The sequence below is a fragment of the Mesorhizobium sp. ISC15 genome (assembly GCF_037162615.1).
GTDB lineage: Bacteria > Pseudomonadota > Alphaproteobacteria > Rhizobiales > Rhizobiaceae > Mesorhizobium > Mesorhizobium mediterraneum.
In genome coordinates this window covers 3,119,591-3,140,562 of record NZ_JAVSPX010000001.1, presented here as the reverse complement: position 1 = coordinate 3,140,562, position 20,972 = coordinate 3,119,591, and the positions used below count along the sequence as shown (strand labels likewise).

Annotated in this window: 18 protein-coding genes; 12 read left to right on the top strand and 6 right to left on the bottom strand. The window is 60.6% G+C overall.

The features are described from left to right. Positions 1 to 10: 10 nt before the first annotated feature. The 3 genes from RPG13_RS15030 (at position 11) to RPG13_RS15020 (ending at position 4,716) form a co-directional block, all read left to right on the top strand. Positions 11 to 517 (top strand): DUF1036 domain-containing protein, encoded by a 507-nt coding sequence (locus tag RPG13_RS15030; protein ID WP_337125405.1) that lies wholly within the window; start codon positions 11 to 13, stop codon positions 515 to 517. Continuing rightward, positions 514 to 2,847: a M23 family metallopeptidase gene (locus RPG13_RS15025; RefSeq protein ID WP_337125404.1), complete on the top strand. Its 2,334-nt coding sequence runs from the start codon at positions 514 to 516 to the stop codon at positions 2,845 to 2,847. The genes RPG13_RS15030 and RPG13_RS15025 overlap by 4 nt, the downstream gene beginning before the upstream one ends. Positions 2,848 to 3,063: 216 nt before the next feature. Further along, positions 3,064 to 4,716 carry a caspase family protein gene (locus RPG13_RS15020; RefSeq protein WP_337125403.1) on the top strand — a complete coding sequence of 551 codons (1,653 nt, stop codon included), beginning with the start codon at positions 3,064 to 3,066 and terminating at the stop codon, positions 4,714 to 4,716. A 54-nt stretch (positions 4,717 to 4,770) separates the two neighbouring features. On the opposite strand, the gene RPG13_RS15015 is transcribed toward RPG13_RS15020, so the two are convergent. Further along, positions 4,771 to 5,301, bottom strand: coding sequence for an OmpA family protein (locus RPG13_RS15015; RefSeq protein ID WP_127288959.1), 531 nt, complete (start codon positions 5,299 to 5,301; stop codon positions 4,771 to 4,773). A gap of 195 nt (positions 5,302 to 5,496) precedes the next feature. Here RPG13_RS15015 and RPG13_RS15010 point away from each other — a divergent pair, with 195 nt between their 5' ends. Continuing rightward, a complete protein-coding gene (locus RPG13_RS15010) occupies positions 5,497 to 6,075 on the top strand; it encodes a DUF6931 family protein (protein ID WP_127288957.1) in 579 nt (192 codons plus the stop codon). A 479-nt stretch (positions 6,076 to 6,554) separates the two neighbouring features. Here the strand turns inward: RPG13_RS15010 and RPG13_RS15005 are convergent, their stop codons facing one another. Both RPG13_RS15005 and RPG13_RS15000 read right to left on the bottom strand, forming a co-directional pair. Continuing rightward, entirely contained in the window at positions 6,555 to 9,074 is a 2,520-nt protein-coding gene (locus RPG13_RS15005) for a caspase family protein (protein WP_245465499.1), read from the bottom strand. 874 nt (positions 9,075 to 9,948) lie between these two features. Next, complete coding sequence (locus RPG13_RS15000) at positions 9,949 to 10,167, bottom strand: hypothetical protein (RefSeq protein ID WP_095486404.1); 219 nt, start codon at positions 10,165 to 10,167, stop codon at positions 9,949 to 9,951. Positions 10,168 to 10,618: 451 nt separating this feature from the next. Between RPG13_RS15000 and RPG13_RS14995 the strand changes: the two genes are divergently transcribed. Both RPG13_RS14995 and RPG13_RS14990 read left to right on the top strand, forming a co-directional pair. Continuing rightward, positions 10,619 to 10,852 carry a hypothetical protein gene (locus tag RPG13_RS14995; RefSeq protein ID WP_095486403.1) on the top strand — a complete coding sequence of 78 codons (234 nt, stop codon included), beginning with the start codon at positions 10,619 to 10,621 and terminating at the stop codon, positions 10,850 to 10,852. A 5-nt stretch (positions 10,853 to 10,857) separates the two neighbouring features. Beyond that, positions 10,858 to 11,253 carry a GFA family protein gene (locus tag RPG13_RS14990; RefSeq protein ID WP_127203693.1) on the top strand — a complete coding sequence of 132 codons (396 nt, stop codon included), beginning with the start codon at positions 10,858 to 10,860 and terminating at the stop codon, positions 11,251 to 11,253. A gap of 18 nt (positions 11,254 to 11,271) precedes the next feature. Here the strand turns inward: RPG13_RS14990 and RPG13_RS14985 are convergent, their stop codons facing one another. Beyond that, positions 11,272 to 11,631, bottom strand: a complete 360-nt coding sequence (locus RPG13_RS14985) for a response regulator (protein WP_127203692.1) — start codon at positions 11,629 to 11,631, stop codon at positions 11,272 to 11,274. Further along, complete coding sequence (locus tag RPG13_RS14980) at positions 11,628 to 14,729, bottom strand: CheR family methyltransferase (protein ID WP_337125402.1); 3,102 nt, start codon at positions 14,727 to 14,729, stop codon at positions 11,628 to 11,630. The genes RPG13_RS14985 and RPG13_RS14980 overlap by 4 nt, the downstream gene beginning before the upstream one ends. A 161-nt stretch (positions 14,730 to 14,890) precedes the next feature. Between RPG13_RS14980 and RPG13_RS14975 the strand changes: the two genes are divergently transcribed. Next, positions 14,891 to 15,088: a hypothetical protein gene (locus RPG13_RS14975; protein ID WP_126103023.1), complete on the top strand. Its 198-nt coding sequence runs from the start codon at positions 14,891 to 14,893 to the stop codon at positions 15,086 to 15,088. Position 15,089: 1 nt separating this feature from the next. Then, the gene (locus tag RPG13_RS14970) at positions 15,090 to 15,686 is read left to right on the top strand and encodes a response regulator (RefSeq protein WP_164759014.1); all 597 of its coding nucleotides are present in this window, start codon (positions 15,090 to 15,092) and stop codon (positions 15,684 to 15,686) included. A gap of 190 nt (positions 15,687 to 15,876) precedes the next feature. Here RPG13_RS14970 and RPG13_RS14965 read toward each other — a convergent pair whose 3' ends face one another. Further along, positions 15,877 to 16,149 carry a hypothetical protein gene (locus tag RPG13_RS14965; protein ID WP_095486399.1) on the bottom strand — a complete coding sequence of 91 codons (273 nt, stop codon included), beginning with the start codon at positions 16,147 to 16,149 and terminating at the stop codon, positions 15,877 to 15,879. A gap of 277 nt (positions 16,150 to 16,426) precedes the next feature. On the opposite strand from RPG13_RS14965, the gene RPG13_RS14960 reads away from it, so the two are divergent. From RPG13_RS14960 to RPG13_RS14945, 4 genes are read left to right on the top strand one after another with little or no spacing between them, the layout of a single operon-like run. Continuing rightward, a complete protein-coding gene (locus tag RPG13_RS14960) occupies positions 16,427 to 17,533 on the top strand; it encodes an NAD-dependent epimerase/dehydratase family protein (protein WP_095486398.1) in 1,107 nt (368 codons plus the stop codon). Further along, positions 17,530 to 18,597, top strand: coding sequence for an NAD-dependent epimerase/dehydratase family protein (locus RPG13_RS14955; protein ID WP_337125401.1), 1,068 nt, complete (start codon positions 17,530 to 17,532; stop codon positions 18,595 to 18,597). Before RPG13_RS14960 ends, RPG13_RS14955 begins: the two co-directional genes overlap by 4 nt. Beyond that, complete coding sequence (locus RPG13_RS14950) at positions 18,594 to 19,886, top strand: TIGR04295 family B12-binding domain-containing radical SAM protein (protein ID WP_095486396.1); 1,293 nt, start codon at positions 18,594 to 18,596, stop codon at positions 19,884 to 19,886. Before RPG13_RS14955 ends, RPG13_RS14950 begins: the two co-directional genes overlap by 4 nt. Beyond that, the gene (locus RPG13_RS14945; protein ID WP_126103027.1) at positions 19,871 to 20,971 is read left to right on the top strand and encodes a glycosyltransferase family 4 protein; all 1,101 of its coding nucleotides are present in this window, start codon (positions 19,871 to 19,873) and stop codon (positions 20,969 to 20,971) included. Before RPG13_RS14950 ends, RPG13_RS14945 begins: the two co-directional genes overlap by 16 nt. Position 20,972: the final 1 nt, after the last annotated feature.

The following is a 20,972-nucleotide window of genomic DNA, read 5'->3' as shown; positions in this document are numbered from 1 at the left end:
ATGCACGCCGATGAACCTCCGCCGCTCGCGTTTTTCCTTCCTGACCGCTGTCCCGCCCCAAAATCAGCGTGACTGGCTTCGCGGCCTGCTTGCCCGGAGAGGCCGTATCAAACTTGTGGTGATGTCGGGTGCGACCTTGCTGGCTCTCCTGTCGTCTCACGAAGCGCGCGCCGAATTCACCGTCTGCAATCAGACGCTCGACGTCGTCAATCTCGCTGTCGGCCAAAAGGTCGACAATGCGGACCAGACCGATGGCTGGTGGACCATCGGCGCAAATCAGTGCGTGAACGTCATCCGCGAGGAACTCACGAACCGCTACATTTACATCTATGCGACGGACGTTTTTGGTCATGCGACCCTGACCGGGTCTACCGAAATGTGCGTCGACCGGCGGCGTTTCTCGATACGTGGCATCGATGAATGCTGGCAGCGCGGCCATATCGCCGCACGATTCCTCGAAGTCGATACGCTTGAACAGGTGCGGTGGACCTTTTTCCTGACCGGAAGCAATCCGTGACGCACAGTATCGACACAAGCTTCAGGTTGAAAAAGCAGGCGCGCGCCGCTCTGCGCAGACGCAGGCTCTGGCGCAGACTCCTTGCCGGTCTTGCTGTGATTGTCCTGTTGTCAATCGCTGTCGGCTTCTATCTCACCGCGGACTATTGGTCGTTTGGCGATGAAGATGAGGAGTTGCACGCCGTCGAGGGAACCGACGATGTGCCAGCCGATGCTTCGGTCTATGTGCCTGCCATTATCGATCTCGCAGGCGACCCGATGTGGATCACCCTTGCGCCCGACACCGGCGCCGCAACAAAAAGCCAAGTTATCCCGCGCCCGGCAGAACTCGATCAGGCTGGAGTTTCTCCCCAGATCGAAATTCTGTCCGACGTGATGCTTAGCGCCAGCGAAAAGTTCATGACAACGATACCGTCCACACAAGAAGATTTCGCATTCTTCCAGGCACAGCGACAGACTGCGGCGGCGCCATCCAACGATCTGCAAAACGACCTTCAGCCACCGCCCGTTCTAAACGAGGCTCCGGTTGCTTCGGACCCGCAGGTGGACGCCGATGACCCCGAAGCAGGTTGGGGCGAAACAATCGATGCAGGCGAGGCAGCCCTTCCCGCGTTCCAGAAAACCCAGATCGAAAACAACACAAGCGTTGCAAATGTCACCAGCGAATATCAGCGATATGAGGCTACCGAGGACACGTTCGTAAAGATTCTCAACGACCGCAGCTTGGACAGCGTTGCCCTGGATGCACATTTCTCCGCCGAGGACGCCAAGCTGGCAGGCGAAGCCTTGAAGGCGCTTTTCAATCGGGAAAGCCTTGAGCCAGGTTATGTCGTCGCGATGCGCGGTTTCAGGCCGACGCGCGAGACGACAACCATGTCCCTCATGCAGGTTTCGATCTACGCCAAGAACGTATTTGTCGGTACGCTGACGCGCAATGCCGCTGGTGCGTTTGTGTCTGGTGTCGACCCCTGGGTCCGCGAAGATCTGTTCAACTACTCGGGCGCACAGGCACAAGGCACCCACAAAAGGCAATACCGACTACTCGACGCAATCTACTCGACAGCAGCACGCAATAAAGTCCCCACCGGCGTGATCGGAGAAGCGATCATGTATCTCTCGCGAGGACAGGATCTGGATGCCTTCGCCAGCGAAGACCAGCATCTGGTCCTGATCTATTCGCAAAGGCCGCGCGGCAAGGAAGAGTCGGCCGGGCGGGTGTTATATGTGGGCGTCCAGGGTACCGAAAAAAGCCTCGACTGTTTCGTCTTCCAGCAGACCGACGGCCAGTTTGCTTGCGTTAGCGGCGACGATCAGGTCCGCTCGCTGACAGTCACCAACGGCATGGTCACCCCGGTCAACGGGGTCATGACGTCCACCTTCGGCCCACGCAAGCACCCGATCCTCGGCACCGTTCGCATCCACAAGGGTGTGGATTGGGCGGCACCTCTGGGTACGCCTATTGCAGCCGCCTTCGACGGCGAAATCGTCTTTCAGGGCGATGGAGGGGGTTACGGCAATCTAGTGAAGATTTCGCACGGAAGCGCGCGCGAGACGCGCTATGCGCATATGCAGAAATTCGCGATCAAGGGCGGTGTCGGCGCGAAGGTGAAGGCAGGCGATATCATTGGTTACATCGGCACGACTGGTCTTTCGACTGGGCCGCACCTGCATTTCGAACTCTATCGCAATGGCGAGGCGATCAATCCCCTGGGTACGGTTACGGCAATCGCAACGGACGCTTCCGCTGTCGAAACACTGACCGACCGTATCGTTCAAGTCGAAAGTGGCGGCAGCGCCCGCGCCAAGAACCCAAATTCTTCGGCAACCGGCGCCGGTCAGTTCATAACGAAGACCTGGATCAGGATGATGAACACCTATCGCCCCGAACTTGCGCGGACACTGTCAACCGCCGACCTGCTCGCTTTGCGTTACGACGCCACCATCTCACGCGAGATGGTCAGCAATCTGGCGCGCGAAGGCGAAGCCTATCTTCGGGCGCGCGGCCACCAGATCACAGCCGGCCGGCTCTATCTCTGTCATTTCCTGGGAATGGAAGGCGCCCATCAAGTGTTGTCGTCGCCGGGTTCGGCGCAATTGAGCGCGGTGCTCGGGTCGGCCGTCATTCAAGCCAACCGGTTCCTCACTGGCAAGACTGCCAGCTATGTCGTGGGCTGGGCCGAAAGGAAGATGGGCAGGAAGCTAAGCCCGGCGACGACCGAGGTGAGTCAACAGACAACGACAACGACGGAAGTCCGGCAGACATCGCCGGAGTTCGAAAAGTACAAGCAAGCGATCACGGCCCTCATAAGCCCGACGCAAAATACCCTTTGAACCTGCTTCTCGCGGTGTGCAAGCTCGCCGTAGACCCATTGGCGTTCCTGCTGCCAGGTGTTACTATAACCAACTTTTTTCGGGCCCTTTGTGAACCAAAACTGTGGTCGAGATCACATACGCCCAAGAGCCATTTGGCAGAAGCGACTATGTCGCTGATGAATTTAGCATACGCAGACATCAATGGTGCGCCCTGGCGGGGCGGAGGGCTGGTCGATGAAAGCATTTGCCGTCGTTCTGAGCGGGTTGATCCTGTTTATCATCGCATCGTCGCTTGGCGCCGAGGCTGCTGCCCCTGATGCCAAACGCGTGGCGCTGGTCATCGGCAACAGCAAATACGTGCATGCCGTTGCATTGCCCAATCCCGCCAACGATGCGCATCTCATTGCTTCCACGCTGCGCAATGCCGGCTTCCAAGTGATCGAGGGCGTCGATCAAGACAATGCAGGCATGCACAGCCTCATCAGCCGGTTTACTGAGCAATCCTACGACGCCGACCTCGCCGTCATTTTTTATGCCGGCCACGGCATGCAGGTCGACGGCAGGAATTTTCTGATTCCGGTAGACGCCGAGCTGACATCGCCCGCTTATCTCAAGACCCGCACAATTCAGATCGATGACTTCATGGCGGCGTTACCGCCCGAGCCGGCGATCGGCGTCATTATCCTCGATGCCTGCCGCGACAATCCACTGGCAAGGACGCTGGCCGCCTCTATGCCGAAGAGCCGTTCCGCCTCGTTTGGCTCCGGTCTGGCGCCGATCGACGCAAAATCGGACGGCGTTGGAACCGGCGGAATCCTGATTGCGTATGCAACCGATCCAGGCGCCATCGCTTTCGACGGCAACGGCGTCAACAGTCCTTACTCCACCGCGCTCGCCAGGCACCTGACCGAACCCGGCGTTGAAATCCAGAGCGCGCTGACGCGCGTGCGCGGCCAGGTGACCGAAACGACACAGGGTCGCCAGAGACCTTGGCACAACGCATCACTGGGACGCGAGGTCTTCCTGGGACAGTCCGCAGTGGATGCGGCGCCTGCCACAAAACCTGTCGCTGGCGCATCCGGCAGCGCACCGGCTCCTGCCCCGGTGACCAGTGAGCCTCCTTCCTGGGAGGTGGAGCAGCGTCTGTGGGATGAAGCCTCGAAGCGCAATACCATTCCGTTCTACGAAGCCTATCTCGAACAGTTTCCAAATGGCCGCTTCGCCACGGTGGCACGGCTGAACATCGACCAGTTGAACCAACCGAAAGCCGAAGATCGGCAGGTGGCGGCAGTCGATGAGGACGAAGCGAACGCAAATTCCGGTTCAGCCGTTCGCACCTCGGTTGGCGTTTCGGATGAGGTGAAGCGGGCCCCGGGCACCGAGTTGACGGAAAGTGCGATCGGTCTCGATCGCCAGGGCCGTATCGATCTGCAGTTGCGCATCGAAGCCTTGGGCAACGAACTTGGCCGCATCGATGGAAACATAGGTCCAAAGACCCGCCAGGCGATCGGCATCTGGCAAGCGAAAAATGGTCTACTGCAGACCAATTTTTTGACACGCGAGCAACTGGCGTTCCTGGTGATCCAGACGGATCCAATGATGGAGTCGGTGCGCGCCAGATACGCTGCCGATCAGGCTCGTGCAGCACAGCCGAAAAAACAGGTGCAGCAGGTCCGCACACAAAAGCCGGTGGCACAGAAGGCCCGCACAAAAAAGTCGGTGGTGGCACAGAAGCCGCGCAGGCAGCAGGTCGTTCAGACGAGGCGCAACCGCGAGGTGGTTCGACAGGACAATCCACCGCCGCCGGACAACAACGACTTCCTGACCAAGGCGCTGATTTTCGGCACAGGTGTGGCCGTGGGCGGTGTGCTCAACAACAACAACTGACAAGCCACCGTTTCAAGCCTGTCGACGTGAGCGGTGCCTTGGCGTACCGGCCCCCTACTCAGTCCTTATCCGCATCTCCACCCGGCGGTTTACCGGATCGTATGGGTTGGGATTGCGCGGGTTCGTTTCGCCCAAGCCTGTCGCTTTGATGCGGGCAGCGTCGATGCCGTTGGAGGTCAGGAAGGTTGTTACCGATCGGGCTCTTCGTTCCGACAGTCCCTCGTTGTAGTGAGCCGAGCCGGACGCATCGGTGTAACCTTCAACAACGAAGTCGAGAGCGCTCAGTCGGCTGTCCTTCAGCGCCTTGGCGAACTCGTCGAGTTCAGCACGCGCAGTCGCGTCGAGTTCGGCAGAATCCAGGCCGAAATTGATCAGCATATCGAGGCTGGTTTTTTCGGCCGGCGCTTCTTTCTTCTTGCTCTTGCACTCGTCTTCGGTGCCGACGCAGATTCCACGCGCCGGGCCGAACTCGCTCGCCCCGGAAAAAAACTTCACGATGTCTTCTGACTTCTGAAGCGGATCAGCGGAAGCGTGGGTCGAAAAAAGCGCGACCGTCAACACCAAGGCTAAACTGCCCAACTGCATAACGGTTACTCCTGTCTTGAAACATCCGATTTCTTCGGCTGCGGAGTATACCAAATTCCGAAGCGATTGTCTGTCAATAAACGTCAAGCATACGGGGAGTGGACGGCAGTTCCATCTTGCTACGGACTGAGACTTGACCCGCGCCCTGTCCAGGGCTTCAGTGTCCATTGTTCCCTAAGTGAAAGCGTGGCGGCCATGGCCAATGAGCTTCGATTCAAAACGGCACGGGACCTTTTCATGGCCTACCCCGCTGTTGCCAGGGACATGGTGGCACGTCCGACCGAACAGCCTTCAATCGAATTTTGCCGCGCCCTCCTTGCCGGGCGCGTGCCCGAGGAGGCGATTACGTTCTGTGCCTATCTGCTTCCCGAGCGGGCTGCGGTGTGGTGGGCCCACGAGTGCCTGAGCCATCTCACCGTTCTGCTCGACCACAGGGATCAGGAGTTGCTCGCGCTTGTTCGTGACTGGGTCAGCGAACCGGATAGCCCTCACCATCGCCCAGAAGTGAGCAAGGCCGCGGCGATGCCGCCAACAACGCCGGCTGCCTGGATTGCCCTGGCTGCAGGACGGCATGGCAACGGTTCGGCTATAGACGCATCAGCGGTATCGGCCTTGCAGCCATCGCCTGCCGCCCGCGCGGTGAGTGCGGGGGTTCTGGCCGGACTGGCACGTGTTGCCTTGGAGGACCGCTTTTCAGTTCTTTCCGCGTTTGTCGAAATGGGCATCGAGATGGCACAGACAGAGGCATCGCGCCAATCAGCGGATGCGAATTAGACCCTAGCCCGCATCCGCGAGCGGGATACATTCAAATTGAACTGAGCATCCGGCTCTATCTGTTTGATTAAGCCGCATTCCTGCGGCGCCAAGTGATTCCACTGGGTGCAGAATGCTCTGAATCAGTTGCTTGGCTTAGCTGCAGCCGCCATTCAATGTTTATCCGGACCAGCCGCCGCCGCCTCCTCCGCCGCTCCCTCCCAAAGAAGGAATGATTACGGGAGGTGCGGCAGCAGGCTCGTCCGCGACCGGTTTGACCACTTTCTTGGCGGCCACCGGTTTGGGAGCCGGGTTGACGACCTTCCGCGGCGCCGCGGCTCTGCGAACGACCTTCGGCGCCGGTGCGGGCGTCGCCACCAGCGGCGTCGGTTGAAGGGGTTGCCAGGATGTGCAGCCCATGACCCCCGCCAAGGCGATGGACAGAGTTATCCCGATTGTTGCCTGCTTCCGATTTCTGCCCACCATTGCCTCCTTGTTGATCAGAACAAATCCCGACGCGGATTGGCTTGTTCCCAGACCGCCCTTGCCACTTTGACCAGTTGCTTGTCGACAGAGCCGCTCAACGGAATCTTCGACTTGAGTTCCCCACGCAGCTGCTTCAACGCCGCCGCTTTCGGCTTGGCCCCGAATTGCGCCAACGTCGCCCGGGCGTCAGGCAGTTCATTGCGAAGATCGAGCGCAACTGTGAATGCCAGGAAACGCACGGCGACGGCCTGGTCGGCCTTGTCGCCCTTTTGCATCTCGAGAGCCGCGCGATCGTAGGCGCCGGACTGGTCGCCGCGCGAGGTTGCCAATTCAAACAGACGTTGGGCTTCATCAAGGTTCTGCTCCACGCCAACGCCATCACGGTACATGCGCGCAAGACTGCCAGGCGCATAGGGCTGGCCGAGGTCAATGGCCTTCTGAAAAAGCGCCAGCGCAGCCTTCGGATCCTTCTCGACGCCCCGGCCGCTGAGGTAATTGCGACCGAGCAAGTTCATCGAATACATGTCCTGCCGCTGGACGCCAGCTTCCAGGAAGGCAACGGCGCGGGCCTGATCTGCGGTCACGCCGTTGCGGCCTTCGGTGAAGATCGCGCCGAGATCGTTCATGGCATATGTGTGCCCCATCGATGCCGCCTTGAGCAGCAGGTCCAACCCCTTTCCGGTGTCGCGCTCGACGCCGTAGCCGTGGAACAAGGCACGGCCCCATGACGTCATCCCGTAAGGATCGCCCTTGTCGGCTGCGGCCGCGTAGAAGGCGTTGGCCTTTTTCCGGTCGGCAGCCACGCCCGTTCCCGTCGCGTAGAGGTAGCCGAGCTCGAACACAGCGCGCACATGTCCCCTGTCGGCGGCCTGTTGTATGGCTTTCCTCGCCTGGTCCACCTTGCCGGCTGCAAGCAGCGCGCGACCCAGTTCATAGCGGAAGCGCGCGACATCGGGATACGCCTTCACCGCAGCCTCGCAGAGCTTCACCGCCTCGGCGCCGATTTCATTTGGCAGCAGGCCGGGGACGACGCCTTGAAGATCGAGAGGTTCGCCGGCAGCCGAGTCGCACGGATCGACGCTTGGCGACAGTGTCATTTTGGCTGGTTTGGATGCTCCGCTGTCCGCCCGAATTTCGAAGGCGACCTCGACCGGCGCGCTGGCTCCGATCTGGGGTTCATAGCGCAGCACCTCGACTTCACCGACGGTCAAGCTCGATTCGGGCGACAGGGCCCGATCCGGCAGGGAGAGCGTTCCCGTTGCCGGATAGTTCGCAACTCTCAAGCTGACCGCCGCATCGTCTGTCGGGAGATCCAGGCTCAGGGCAACCGCGCCCACGCCGACCGGAACATCGATCTCGCGGCTCTCGATCGCCTCGGCGGCACCGGTGACATGAATGCCGCGCTGGAGCACCTGCTGCTTCTGCTCGGCTTCGAGCGAAGCCATCACCTGTTCGCCCTGGGTTCCTTCGCCGCTTTTGACCCGGAACACCAGCATGCCCTTGGCTTCGCCGCCCCAATTGTCGCGTGCGGCGTAGGCCAGCATATCCATCTCTTCTGGCTCGCCAATTCCCTTGGGGACATCCATCTGCAAGCGCGGCAGATCCTTGCCCTGGATCAGTTCTCCCGCCTCGACAACCTTGCCGTCCAGCATCAGGCGCCCCAGGGTGGGCGGTCTGTCGATGCTGACGGTGATTGTCCCGCCGTCGACCTCGACCGGTTCCGGAAGATCCAGATCGACGGGGCCGGCGCCCGACAGCACGACCTTCTCCAGCACCGGCGGCAGCGATGGGCGGCTGCTGCGACGCATCAGAACGACTTCGTCGATAAGCGAAGAGTTCTCCCAGGGGACCTGCAAGCCCTTGGTAGCCTCAACCACATCCCGGCGGACGGCCGACATGACCGTGCGGATCTCCTGGTTGGGGGCCAGTGCGCGACGAGAAAACGCTGACGAAAAAGGACTGAGGTCGCCGGCGCCGTCATAGGCAACCGCGCCGGGTTCGGTGGCAAAAGCAATCAGCGTGTTCAGCGAGCTTCTTACTTGCGCAAGGCCGGTGCCGCTGGCGGCAAGAAGCTGGTCTCTGAGCCAATAGTCCTTGCGAGGGAATGGATTGTTGCGGCAGGCATCGAGGATGATCACCTGGATCTTCGATTTCGAACGCATCTGCTGCAGCACGTCGTTTAGCTTGATTGCCTGGACCTCCACGTCGGCCGCCTGTTTCAACGAGGCGTCTACTGGGATCAGGAAATTTTCGCCGCCGATCTGAAAGCCGTGGCCGGAATAGTAGACGACAGCGATATCGGCGCCATCCACGGCGGCAAGATAGTTGCGGAACTGATCTTCAAACTGCAGCTTTGTAAGATTGCTCGCGACGAAAACATCAAAACCAGCCTGCCGAAACGTATCGGATACGTCCACCACATCTTTAGCCGGGTTCTTGAGGGCCGAGATTTCCTGGTAATCGGAGTTGCCGATTACAAAAGCGACCCTTCGTTCGACGGCAGAAGCCTCGAAAGTCGTGAAGCTTGCGAGCATGACGGCTGCAACGAATCCGCAACGTCGGAGCATGGCAAATCCCTTAACCGCTGTTACCTGGCGACCACAAGAATCAGCTTGCAGTGTCAAGGTCCGTTAGAGAGCATGCTATCTGCCGAGACAGAAAAGAGAGAAAAGCCGTCGCGACAGCGGGCATATTCCTCACGTGATCAAGTTCTAAATTACATCAGAGGCCGAGTGTCCGCAATGATTGTCAGACGGTTTCTCAACCTGGCTATTCGGATCCGCTACCAGGCCCGACGGCGGCCCCCTTCAGTCCACGCACCACGCGGCAGAGCGCGCCTGAGTTTTCCACTACTAATGTTGGCCTATCCCTGATTTTTCCTACCCACCATTTCCGAGACTCAATTAGCGTGTGCTTATGGAGCACCGGCACGCCATTCGAAGAATCAAGGATGGGCTTTGGGAAGTCTACGATATAGACGACCACAAGGTTGTCTTCTCAGATGGGGTGGCTCTGACAAATTTGCTGGATGAGGACGCGCTCGACGCCCTGGAGTTGCTAAAGAGTGGATTCCTGGTCCCGAGCACCGCTCCCAAGGCCAGTTGACAGTTCCTTGAGGGATACGCTGAGGTCGCACTATCCGCAAGATGAAGCGCTGAAGGCGGATGGCTGATAGGCAAAAGCGTCGCCGGTTGGCGGGCTCCTTCTCCAAAGGGAAAATCAGGCGTCAGCCGAGCGTTCGCTCGTCGAGATCTGCCATCCTATTTCGGTGACCTTGCAGGCGCGGTGCGGAAAGTATGGATCGGACGCGCGGACAAGGAGCCGACACTGCAGGTTCTGAGATCGATTGTTCGAGAGTGACCTCAAGTCCGCATCGAACCGGCGCTGCCTGCGCCCAAAGGATCCCCGTTATTTTTGATCCGGCATCTCGGTATTCTCTTGAGGATTCTTCTTGATGCCCGCTGCAGGCGAGGTATCGGCTGGTGCGTTTCCACCTTGGTTTTGCTCAGGCGCTCTTTTGAGTGGCGAGGTGCGCCAGCCCATATCAGCGTACAGAAAGCCAATGAGAAAGCCGACGATAATGACCGCTGCTATCACCAGCGAAAGTATAGCGTTACGTCGCTCCATGTCCGGCTCCTTCCTGCGAGCCGAACAGCCAGTAGCGAAAATGGTTCCGGCCAGTCAGGTGGAAATCGGCGGTGCTGGACTCATTGCCGTGCACAAGGCTTAATCCTGCGCGGGGATGGCGGGATTGCCGGGGGCGATTATGAGATCACCACAGCAAATGACTGATGGCGGCGAGAGGCCGGCAGATCGTCAGCCGCCGCTTTTGGGCCGCCACGTCTGGCGCATAGTTGCTGTGCCATCAAGGCTGCGATTCCTCGCCAGCATCCAATTTAAGATTTACTGTAAACGTGCGAGCGGTACACCGCTTACCCTGCAGCATACGTTGGCACCGAAGAGGACACCTGAAGCTCCAGGCCGTGGAACTTCGCACCTTGCCGGCGGTTGAGATGTACGAGCTGTGGGCTAAGAACGAAACCATCCGTTCTTTCCGCCGCAGCAGGAAGGAGATCCCATGGCAAACACCACATCGAAGCCGGCAATCCGGCAAGTGAATGCCGACGGCTTGCGGCATCCAAGACGCGATGCCAACGAAACGGACGCGGGAGCGAAACCGCCGACGCCAAAAACCGCGGGAACATCGAAGCCATCGACCGCTCCGCTGGATAATCCGGTGGTGAACCGCAATGCCGGCGGGCCGCGCCAGTCGGGCACCACGCCGCGGCCGACAGACAAACCGCTGGACTGAAGGCGATGGCAGGGGTCGAACGGGACGGCGGTTGTCTGTGCGGCGCCGTTCGCTTCAAGGTGAGCGGCCCACCGTTGCGGGTCGGAATTTGCCACTGCCAGGATTGCCGCCGCGCCAGCGGCAGCTTTTTCACGCCGTTTGGCGTCTGGCCCATGTCAGCCTATGAAGGCAGCGGACAAATGAACACGTTCGCCAGACGCAGTTTCTGCCCGCAATGCGGTTCGCACATCGCCTGGCTGCGGGACAACGAGGCCGAGATCATGCTCGGCTCGCTCGATATGGCTCCCAGCAACCTCATTCCCGACTACGAACTGTGGGTACCGCGCCGTGAGAACTGGCTCATGGCATTGCCTTGGGCGGAGCAATTTGCCGGTGATCGCTTTCCGCCCTTCGATCCATGACGAGTCTCCTGAAACAAGCTAGGCCACCCTGACCAATTCAGCCAAGGCGCCCAGAATGGCAGCCTGATCTGCCGGCTTGCGAACAAATTTGAAGTTGGCGAAGGCTGATGGAACATCGCGCGGCCCAAATCCGGTCAGACACGCGAACGGGATGTGGCGGGTTTGCAGTTCTTCTGCGATCGCCAGGCTTGTTTCGCCATGCAGCTGAACATCCAGCAGCGCCACGTCGACATGATTTTGGCCGATAAGACGCAGGGCCGCCGCCACCGAAGGGGCCGGGCCGATCACCTGATGTCCCGAAGCGCGCAGACACGCAGCGATGTCCTCGGCGATGAGCCATTCATCCTCGACCACCAGAACGCGCAGCGGATCGCTCACGGCGTCTCTTTGCCCATCATCGGAAATGTGATCTGGACCTCAAGGCCGTCACGATTGAAGGCGGTCTCGACGTTTCCGCCTAGCCTGTAGCCGATCTCGCCCTGCAACAGGGAAAGCCCGAAGCCGTTTACTTCTGGCTTTCTGACGGGCGGCCCGTTCTTCTCGCGCCAGGCAAGCCTGAAAACGTCGCCGTCTGCCGACCACTTCAGCGCCACCCTGCCCTGCTGCTTCGACAGCGCGCCATATTTGGCGGCGTTGGTTGCCAGCTCATGAATGGCCATGCTGAGGGAAAGGCCCTGTTGCGGGCTAAGTTTCTCTTCAGCGCCGTCAAGCTCGAACCGGTCACTGCCGAAAGGTTCGAGTTCCTGCCGCAGCAGTTCGCTGATCGAGGCTTCTTTCCAGCGCTCCTTCGACAGCAGACCGTAAGCCCGCGACATGGCGTGCAAGCGACCGATCAGCGCTTCGGCGAACTCTTCCTTCGATTCCGAATTTTCGCGGGTGCGGTTGGCGATGCTGGCGACGACCGCCAGCATGTTCTTGACGCGGTGATTCAGCTCCGAAATGAGCACCTGGTTTTGCGTTTCCGCCTCGGCCAAGGTGGTGACGTCGACCAATGTGACCACGACGCCCTGGATTCTATTGTCCTTGTCGCGATACGGATTGATACGAACCATGTGAAACCGGCCCTGGTCGTCACGCGCCAGATGATGTTTCAGGGTCTCTCCGGTTTCGAACACGGCATCGATGTGCTGTTTTAGCTCGGGATAGTCGAGCTGGCTCGAAAGCTCGGTCAGTGGCCGGCCGACGTCGGAGGGACGTAGGCTGAAGAAAGGTGAGGCCGCCGGAGTAAAGGTCCGCACCACCAGATTGCGGTCGAGGAAAATGGTTGCGATCTGCGTGCTCTCGAACAGATTCCGCAAATCGCTGTTGGCGCGATCGAGTTCCTCTATCTTGTTGGTCAGCTCTGAATTGATGGTGTTGAGCTCCTCGTTGAGCGACTGCATCTCCTCCTTCGAAGCCTCAAGCTCCTCGTTGGTCGACTGCGCCTCCTCATTGACGGAGACGAGTTCCTCGTTCGACGATTTCACCTCTTCCAGCGCGGTTTCGTACTCCTCGATCGTCGATTGCAGTCGCTCGCGCGTCTCGCGCAGCTCCCGCTCGAGATCGGCAGCACCTTCGATATCACGGTCTTCGCGCCCCACATCCGACCGCGCCTGTGCTGGCCCGAACGGTTCGAACAGGACAAGATAAAGCTGTTCACGCTTGCCGAGTTCCGCCAGGGGCTCGACAGTGAGTTTGATCGACTGGACCGGTTCGTCGTCCTCATCGACGACGACATTCTCACGCACCACGGTGCGGCGCGTCGCGGCCGCTTCCCGCAAGGCCGCACGCAGGTCGAGCCTCAGCCCGCGGCGAGCCAAAGTCAGCACTTGCCGGCTCGGAATGCCCTGCGGCGCTTCGAGATATCTGCCTGTCCGGGCCGAATAGTAGACGACGTCGCCATCGCCATTGACCAGGACGTGCGGCGGCGCGAAACGCTCCAGCACCTGTGCCTCGACCGCCTGCCGAAGCGGGTAGCCGGCGGTTCCCTTCTTGGACCCCGTGCCTTCGGCCAGGAAGGCGCCCGAACGGGCGTCGCCGATCAGCGTCGGCAGCGTTATATGGGGCGAGGCATGTTCCCGCGCCTGAAAAATGCGCTGCTTCTTGTCGACCGTGGCGAAGAGGTTGTCGTGCTGACCCACGCTTTCGGACGTGCCGAGGAAAAGGTAACCGCCCGGCTTCAGCGCGTAGTGAAAGATCGGAATGACCCGGTTCTGGATGTTCGAGCCGAAATAGATCAGGAGGTTGCGGCATGAAACCATGTCCATGCGCGAAAAGGGCGGGTCGCGGACGACGCTGTGAGGCGAAAAGACGCACAGCTCCCGTACCTCGTTGGTAAGCACATAACTGTCGCCGTCGCTGCTGAAAAAACGCTGCTTGCGTTCGGGCGAGAGCCCCTGCAGCAATGCCGCCGGGTAACGCGCTGCGCGCGCCACCGCGAGCGCCGGCTCATCGATATCAGTCGCAAATATCTGGACGCGCGGCACAACCGAAAGTGTCTCCATGTGTTCGCGCATCAGCATGCCGATGGAGAACACCTCCTCGCCGGTGGCGCAGCCAGGCACCCAGATCCTGACCGCATCGCTGGCAGTCTTGCCCTCGAAAAGCTGCGGTACGATCTTCTCCTCAAGCAGCTTGAAAGCGTCGGGGTCACGGAAAAAATCGGTGACGTTGATCAAAAGATCGCGGAAGAGGTCCGTCACCTCGCGAGGGTCTTTCTTCAGCCATTCGACATAGTCAGCAATTGACTGAAGCTGTGCGATCTGCATGCGCCGTTTTACGCGACGCAGGAATGTCTTGGACTTGTACCCGGAGAAGTCGTGGCCGGAATGACCGCGCAGAATGCCGTAGATTTCCTCGCGCAGCCGACCGATGTCTCCCGTGCCGTGCTCGCCGCCGTCGTCGGCAATCCCGTTCAGCAGATCGAAGCTGCGGGCGAATCCCTCCAGCTTCGCACCGATGCGCTCCGCGGGCGCCGCTATATCGATCAGTCCGCTGGAAATCGCACTTTTCGGCATGTCGGGGTTGCGCGGACCGTAGCCGTTGGGGGCCTGGGCGACCGTCAGTCCGCCGCGTTCCTTGATCGCCTTTGCGCCCAGCGTGCCGTCCGAATCGCCGCCCGACAAAATGACCCCGACCGCATATTCGCCCTGGTCCTCGGCAAGCGCGCTGAAGAAGATGTCGATCGGCTTGCGCTCGCGGTTGAACACGTTCGACGGCCGCAGATGCAGCACCCCCTTCTCGATCGTGAGAACGACGTTTTGCGGCATCACGTAAATGTGGTCGGATAGGACGGTGGTGCCATCCTCTACGACGACAACCGGCAGCCGCGTATAACGCCCGACCACCTCGTGAAGCAGGCTTTCGCGCCCGGGACTGAGATGGGTCACGATGACGAACGCCATGCCGGGCTGGCCGCTGATGCCTTTGAACAGACCCTCCATTGCGGGAATGCCGCCGGCTGACGCGCCGACGCCCACAATGGGAAATCTCTTCATCTGGGATGTCACCGCAAGCCCTCGGTTGAACAGCCTAGACGACAAAGCCGCCAATCGACCCAAAACCCGCAACCGGGCTGAACGCCAGCATACAACGTGCAAGAGGGCCGGAACAAGTCCGTGCAGACGGCGTTAACGTCGGGACTTTTGTGGAAACTTCAATGTCAAAACGCACACCTGACCTAAAGCTGACAAAACAAACGCTGTTGCACTCTTCGGATTTGCTGGGTTTGCCGGGAAACGAATCCATTCCGCCGCGCATGCTGGTTTTGGCCAAACGATTGCAGGCAGCCTTGCAGCAACATTCTGAACAAGCCCCCACTGACAATCGGAAATCTCGCTCGAAGAAAGGTCGATGAGGTGCGCGACCTGCAAGGTTTGCACATCCTGATCGTCGAAGACGATTGGCTATTGGCCGGCGATCTTGCGAGATACTTCGGCAATATGGGCGCGGTCGTCCTCGGCCCTGCGGCGACAGTCGAGCAGGCGTCTACGCATACCGATACGGCTGAGGCCGCGATCCTTGACGTCAATCTCAACGGCCGGCGGGTGTTTCCGATCGCCGACGAACTGATGCGCCGCGGCGTGCCTTTCGTCTTTTTCAGCGGTGACGAGGACATCGTCATTCCGGAACGTCTGCGTCACGCCAGCAATCTTCGAAAATCGTCGGATAGCTACGCAATCTTTGACGCCTTGTTTCCTCCGGAACGATCCGCCTTGGCGGGTCGCCCTCCCGTGAACTTGTCCGACAATGTATTTTCACTTCTGCCGAAGCTCAGGCTCGCGGCGCGTCTGCTTCTTGGCGACGTGGGCGCTTCCGACCGGCTGGTCGAGCGAACGCTGGAGAGCGCCATCGGCGAGATCGACAGAAGGCGGGTCGGCGTGTCGACCGAAGATTGGCTGAACGGTATTATGCGAAGTGTCGCAAGATCGAGCGGAACGAGCCTGTTGCACTGAAGCGCGACCGATCGGCAACGACCGAGGCCCTGATCTCTCTGATTTGTACTGTTGAGTCCGAATAAGACCGCTCCATATTTGACAAACGGCTCCGAAAAAGCATGCAAACACAATGATCTGGAGTGAACCTCTCCATCAAAACGCAAGGTGACCTAAGAGCTACCGAGGGACCATTGACGTAAAAGCCCTATCAGCCGCTCTGGTTACGCTCGATGAACTTGTTGAACCGGCTTGTTTTTCCGCCGCCGGTTTCGTCCTGGTAGAGGAAGGCCAGATCGTTCTGGTCGAAAATCCGGAAGAACTCGTCCCATTCGATGGCTTCGAACTCCTCCTCAGGCTCGCCAAAATCGATCCGCAGGATGCCGCCCTCGCCTCTGGTTCGTACAACCGCAGGTCGGCCACCCCGATCTTGGGCCCACTGGCGGATCTCGTCGTGATTGGTGGTTGTCTTCGATTCAGACATTGAAATCTCCTTTCGATCCTGTGGGCGTCCCGGCCAGGCCTAGCTTGGTGTGCGCGTCTCGCTCGATGACAACTAACTACCTGTCTGCTGCTTCCGATTACGGCCAGATGAGCGCCTAACCCCAAACGAGCTGCAATGTTCCAGCGCAGGCCCAAGGCCTGTTCGCGATGCGTTCACCTCGGTGTGAGGGACCCCAAACCATCTTTGTTGAAGGAGAGGGAACAAACCTTTTGTCAAACAGTTCGGGGCGCCAAGGCCATCTGCACAAGGAGTTGTCGTGGAACGCATACTGGTTACCGGGGGCTGCGGTTTCATCGGCCGCCACGTCGTCCAGGAACTCGTCGAACATGGTTATGCCGTCTGCATTCTCGATGCGCTGCTGGAACAGGTGCACGGCGGCGAGGCGATCAGCCTGCCGGCGGGAGCCGAACTGATCAAGGGCGATGTTCGCGATCGCGACGCTGTCGCCGAGGCGCTCCAGGGCGTCGACGCCGTCATCCATCTGGCGGCCGAGGTCGGCGTCGGCCAGTCCATGTACGAGATCGCCCGCTATGTCGGCGCAAACGACCTCGGCACCGCCACACTGCTTGAAGCACTGATCAAACATCCGGTTGAGCGGATCGTTGTCGCCTCATCGATGAGCGTCTATGGCGAGGGCCTCTACGGCACGCCGGACGGTCGGCGCGTCGACAATGCACGGCGCCAGCCGAGCGACATCAAAAGCGGCCAATGGAACCCGCTGTCGGCGGCGAATGAAAGCCTGTCGCCGCTGCCGACGGACGAGGAAAAGCCGGTCGATCTCGCCTCGATCTATGCGCTGACGAAATATGCCCAGGAGCGCGCCGTGCTGATCTTCGGCGAGGCCTATGGCGTCGACGCAGTGGCGCTGCGCCTGTTCAACGTCTTCGGCGCCGGACAGGCGCTTTCAAACCCGTATACCGGCGTTTTGGCGAACTTCGCCTCACGGCTCGCCAACGGCCAGAGGCCGATGATCTTCGAAGATGGCGAGCAGAAACGGGATTTCGTCCATGTGCGCGACATTGCCCACGCCTTCCGCCTGGCATTGGAACAACGCCAGGCGCGCGGCCACGTCATCAACATCGGCAGCGGGCGTGCCTATGCCATCAGCGAGGTCGCGCGGCTGCTCGCCGACGCAATGGGTGTGCCGGACCGTCAGCCTGAAATCCTAGGCAAAGCGCGTGCCGGCGATATCCGCAACTGCTTCGCCGACATCTCCAAGGCGCGTGAATTGCTTGGATTTGAGCCGCGGCAGCTGTTGGAGCATTCACTCGATGAGTTCGTCGCGTGGGTGCGCAATACGGTCGCCATCGACCGCGGCGCCGACATGAGACGGGAACTCGAAGAGCGGGGACTGGTGTCATGAGACCCGATGGTTTTCGCGAAGCGCCGGTTACCATCGTCGGCGGCAGTGGCTTCATCGGTTCGAACCTCGCCGACAGCCTGTTGTCGGATGGAATGCCGGTACTGGTCATCGACAATCTCAGCCGTCCAGGCGTTGAGCAGAATCTGGCTTGGCTGGCCCAGAAGCACGGGAATCAACTTGCCGTGGAAACCGCCGATGTCCGGAATGCGGACGTTCTGGCGCCGCTTGTGGCGCATTCCAGGGCGATATTCCATCTAGCCGCCCAGACCGCCGTCACCACGAGCCTCGTCCAGCCAAGCGAAGATTTCGACATCAATCTTCGCGGGACATTCAACATCCTGGAAGCGGCCCGCCGGAGCGGCAAGCGCATCCCTGTGATCTTCGCCAGCACCAACAAGGTCTATGGCGGCCTGCCCGACGTCGCCGTGCGCGAAGAAGACGACCGGTGCGTGCCCTGCGATGTCGGCATCCGAGCCAACGGCATAGACGAGACCTGCGGCCTCGATTTCTGCACGCCCTATGGTTGCTCCAAAGGCGCGGCGGATCAATATGTGCTCGACTATGCCAGGTCGTACGACCTGCCTACGGCGGTCCTGCGCATGAGCTGCATCTATGGACCGCGCCAGTTCGGCACGGAAGACCAGGGCTGGGTCGCGCATTTTCTGCTCAGCGCGCTTTCCGGCCAGCCGATCACGATCTACGGCAACGGCAAGCAAGTGCGCGACATCCTTCATGTCTCCGATGCGGTTGCGGCCTATCGCGGGGCACTTGCCCGGATCGAGGACATCAGGGGCAAAGCATTCAATCTCGGCGGCGGACCGAACAACGCCGTCAGCCTGCGCATGCTGCTCAAGGAGATCGGCGAACTGACCGGTCGCAAGCTTTCGATCCTCTACGACCGGGAACGTACCGGCGACCAGCCCTTCTTTGTCGCCGATACCCGCAAGATAGAAGCGACGCTCGGCTGGAAAGCGCATGTCTCGTGGCGCGACGGTATCCGTGACCTCGCCGATTGGCTGCAGCATCATCGCCTCGAACCTGAAGCAGCGAGGTACGTGGCATGAAAGTCGCCCTGGTCAATCCGTTCTGGACATATGAGGACAGTATCTATTTCGGCTGCCGCCAGCCGCATCTGCCGCTGGAACTGGGCTACTCGAAAGCCCTGCTGGAGGCCGACGGCCATAAGGTGCTGATGCTGGACGGGCAAATCCAGAAGCTGGACAACGCGGCACTTGCCGATCGCGTCGCCGCCTTCGCACCGGCCATGACCGTCGTCAGCACGGCGCCGACCTATCTGTTCTGGCGTTGCGCGCCGCCCGAGCTGCGCGTGCCTGCCGAATTCCTCAACTGCCTCGCGGGGCGCGGCGGCCGCACCGTCGCTGTCGGACCGCACGGCTCGGCGACGCCGGCGCCGACGCTGCGCAAGCTCGGTGTCGACGTCGTCGTGCGCGGCGAATGCGAAGAAATCGTCGCGGAACTCGCCCGCCGTGACGATTGGAGCGCGGTGCCCCACACCGCTCATCTCCACGAGGGAAAACTCGTCGGCAATGGCGGCGTCCACGCCAGTTCCTTTGTCGGTCATCCGGCTCTCAAATGGCCGTCCGACTGGATTGCCGCCCATTCGCACCACCATCACCGGTTCGACGACAACCAGGTGGGTTTCGGAGCGGAGGTCGAGGCCTCGCGCGGCTGCCCCTACAATTGCAGCTTCTGCGCCAAGATCGATTTCCGCGACGCCTACCGCCGCAGGAACCACGATGCGGTCATGGCGGAGATCGACCGCCTGATCGGACAGGGCGTCGGCTACATCTACTTCATCGACGAGATCTTCCTGCCGCAGAAGGCACTGCTGGAGGCATTGGTCGACCGCAACGTCAAGTTCGGCGTGCAAACCCGCATCGATCTTTGGAAGCCGGAGCTCCTCGAATTGCTGGGTGCCGCCGGCTGTGTTTCGATCGAGGCCGGCCTCGAAAGCCTGACCGTGGAGGGCCGGGCCATGCTGGCGAAGCGTTGCCGGCTGGGCACCGAGGAACTGGCTGCGCTGCTGGTCAACGCACGACGTCACGTTCCGTTCGTCCAGGCCAATCTGATCGGCGTGGTCGAGGATGATCCCGCTCTGGTCGATCACTGGCGCAAGCACCTCATCGACCGCGGTGTGTGGGCCAATGAACCGGTGCCGCTCTATCCCTACCCCAGTTCGCCCAGCTATCGCGAGATCTGGGGCGAGCCCGACGATCTCGCCTGGGAGCGCGCCCATGAGCATTACCTGGCCTCGTTCCGGACATTCAGCGACATCCAGGAGAAGCGTCCTCGTGCACTGGCCGAGTTGGAGGCTACATGTTGCAGTCACTGATCCGGCGCTCGCGGCGAATCCTGATGACCGTCGATGCTGTCGGCGGTGTCTGGCGCTATGCGCTTGATCTGGCGCGGGAGCTGGCCCACGGCGGCGACAGCATCGTGCTCGCCGGATTAGGCCCGGAGCCGTCCGAGGAGCAGGCGAAGGAGGCGCAGGCTTTCGCGGCCCTGGCGTGGCTCAAGACACCGCCGGATTGGATGACCCGGAATGAGCACGATCTGGAAATGTTGCCGCAGGAACTGCGCGCACTTGTTCGTGATTACGCAATCGACCTCGTCCATGTCAATGCGCCGACGCAGGCCGTGGGACTTGATGTGCCGTGCCCGGTCGTAGCGGTCTCGCATTCATGCGTTGTGACGTGGCTCCACGCCGTCAGGGGACAGACTGTGGACGGCGAATGGGGCTGGCAGAAGGATCGCAACAGACGCGGTTTCGATTGGGCAAATGCGGTAATCGCCCCCAGCCGCAGCCATGCCAACATGCTCGAAGCCTGCTACGGGCCGATCGCCGGCCTGAGCGTTGTCAGCAATGGCACGCGGCAGGGTCCAAAAGCAGAGAGGCGGGAAGCGGTGGTTCTCGCCGCCGCGCGCTGGTGGGATGAAGGAAAGAACGCAGCTACGCTTGACCAAGCGGCATCGCTGACGAAATGGCCGGTCTTCGCTGCCGGGCCGCTGCAGAGCGCCGATGGGCAACGCGCCAATTTCAGCAGCGTCATCCCTCTGGGCTCTGTCTGCCACGATGAGGTGCGTCTGTTGATGGCGCGGGCCGGCATCTTCGTGTCGCCGTCCGTCTACGAACCCTTCGGCCTTGCCGCGCTGGAGGCAGCCACATCGGCTACACCTCTGGTGCTTGCCGACATCCCAACCTATCGCGAATTGTGGGACGGCGTGGCCATGTTCTACGACGCCCACGATCCACGCGATCTCGCCAGATGCATCGATTATCTCTCATACGACGCCCAGTATAGGCGCCGGCTCGGCGAAGCCGCCGCACGCCGGGCGCGCAAGTTTTCACCGGCAAGACAAGCGGCCGCCATGCACGACATCTACGATCGGGCCGCCCTGGCCGTTGCGGAACGCTGAT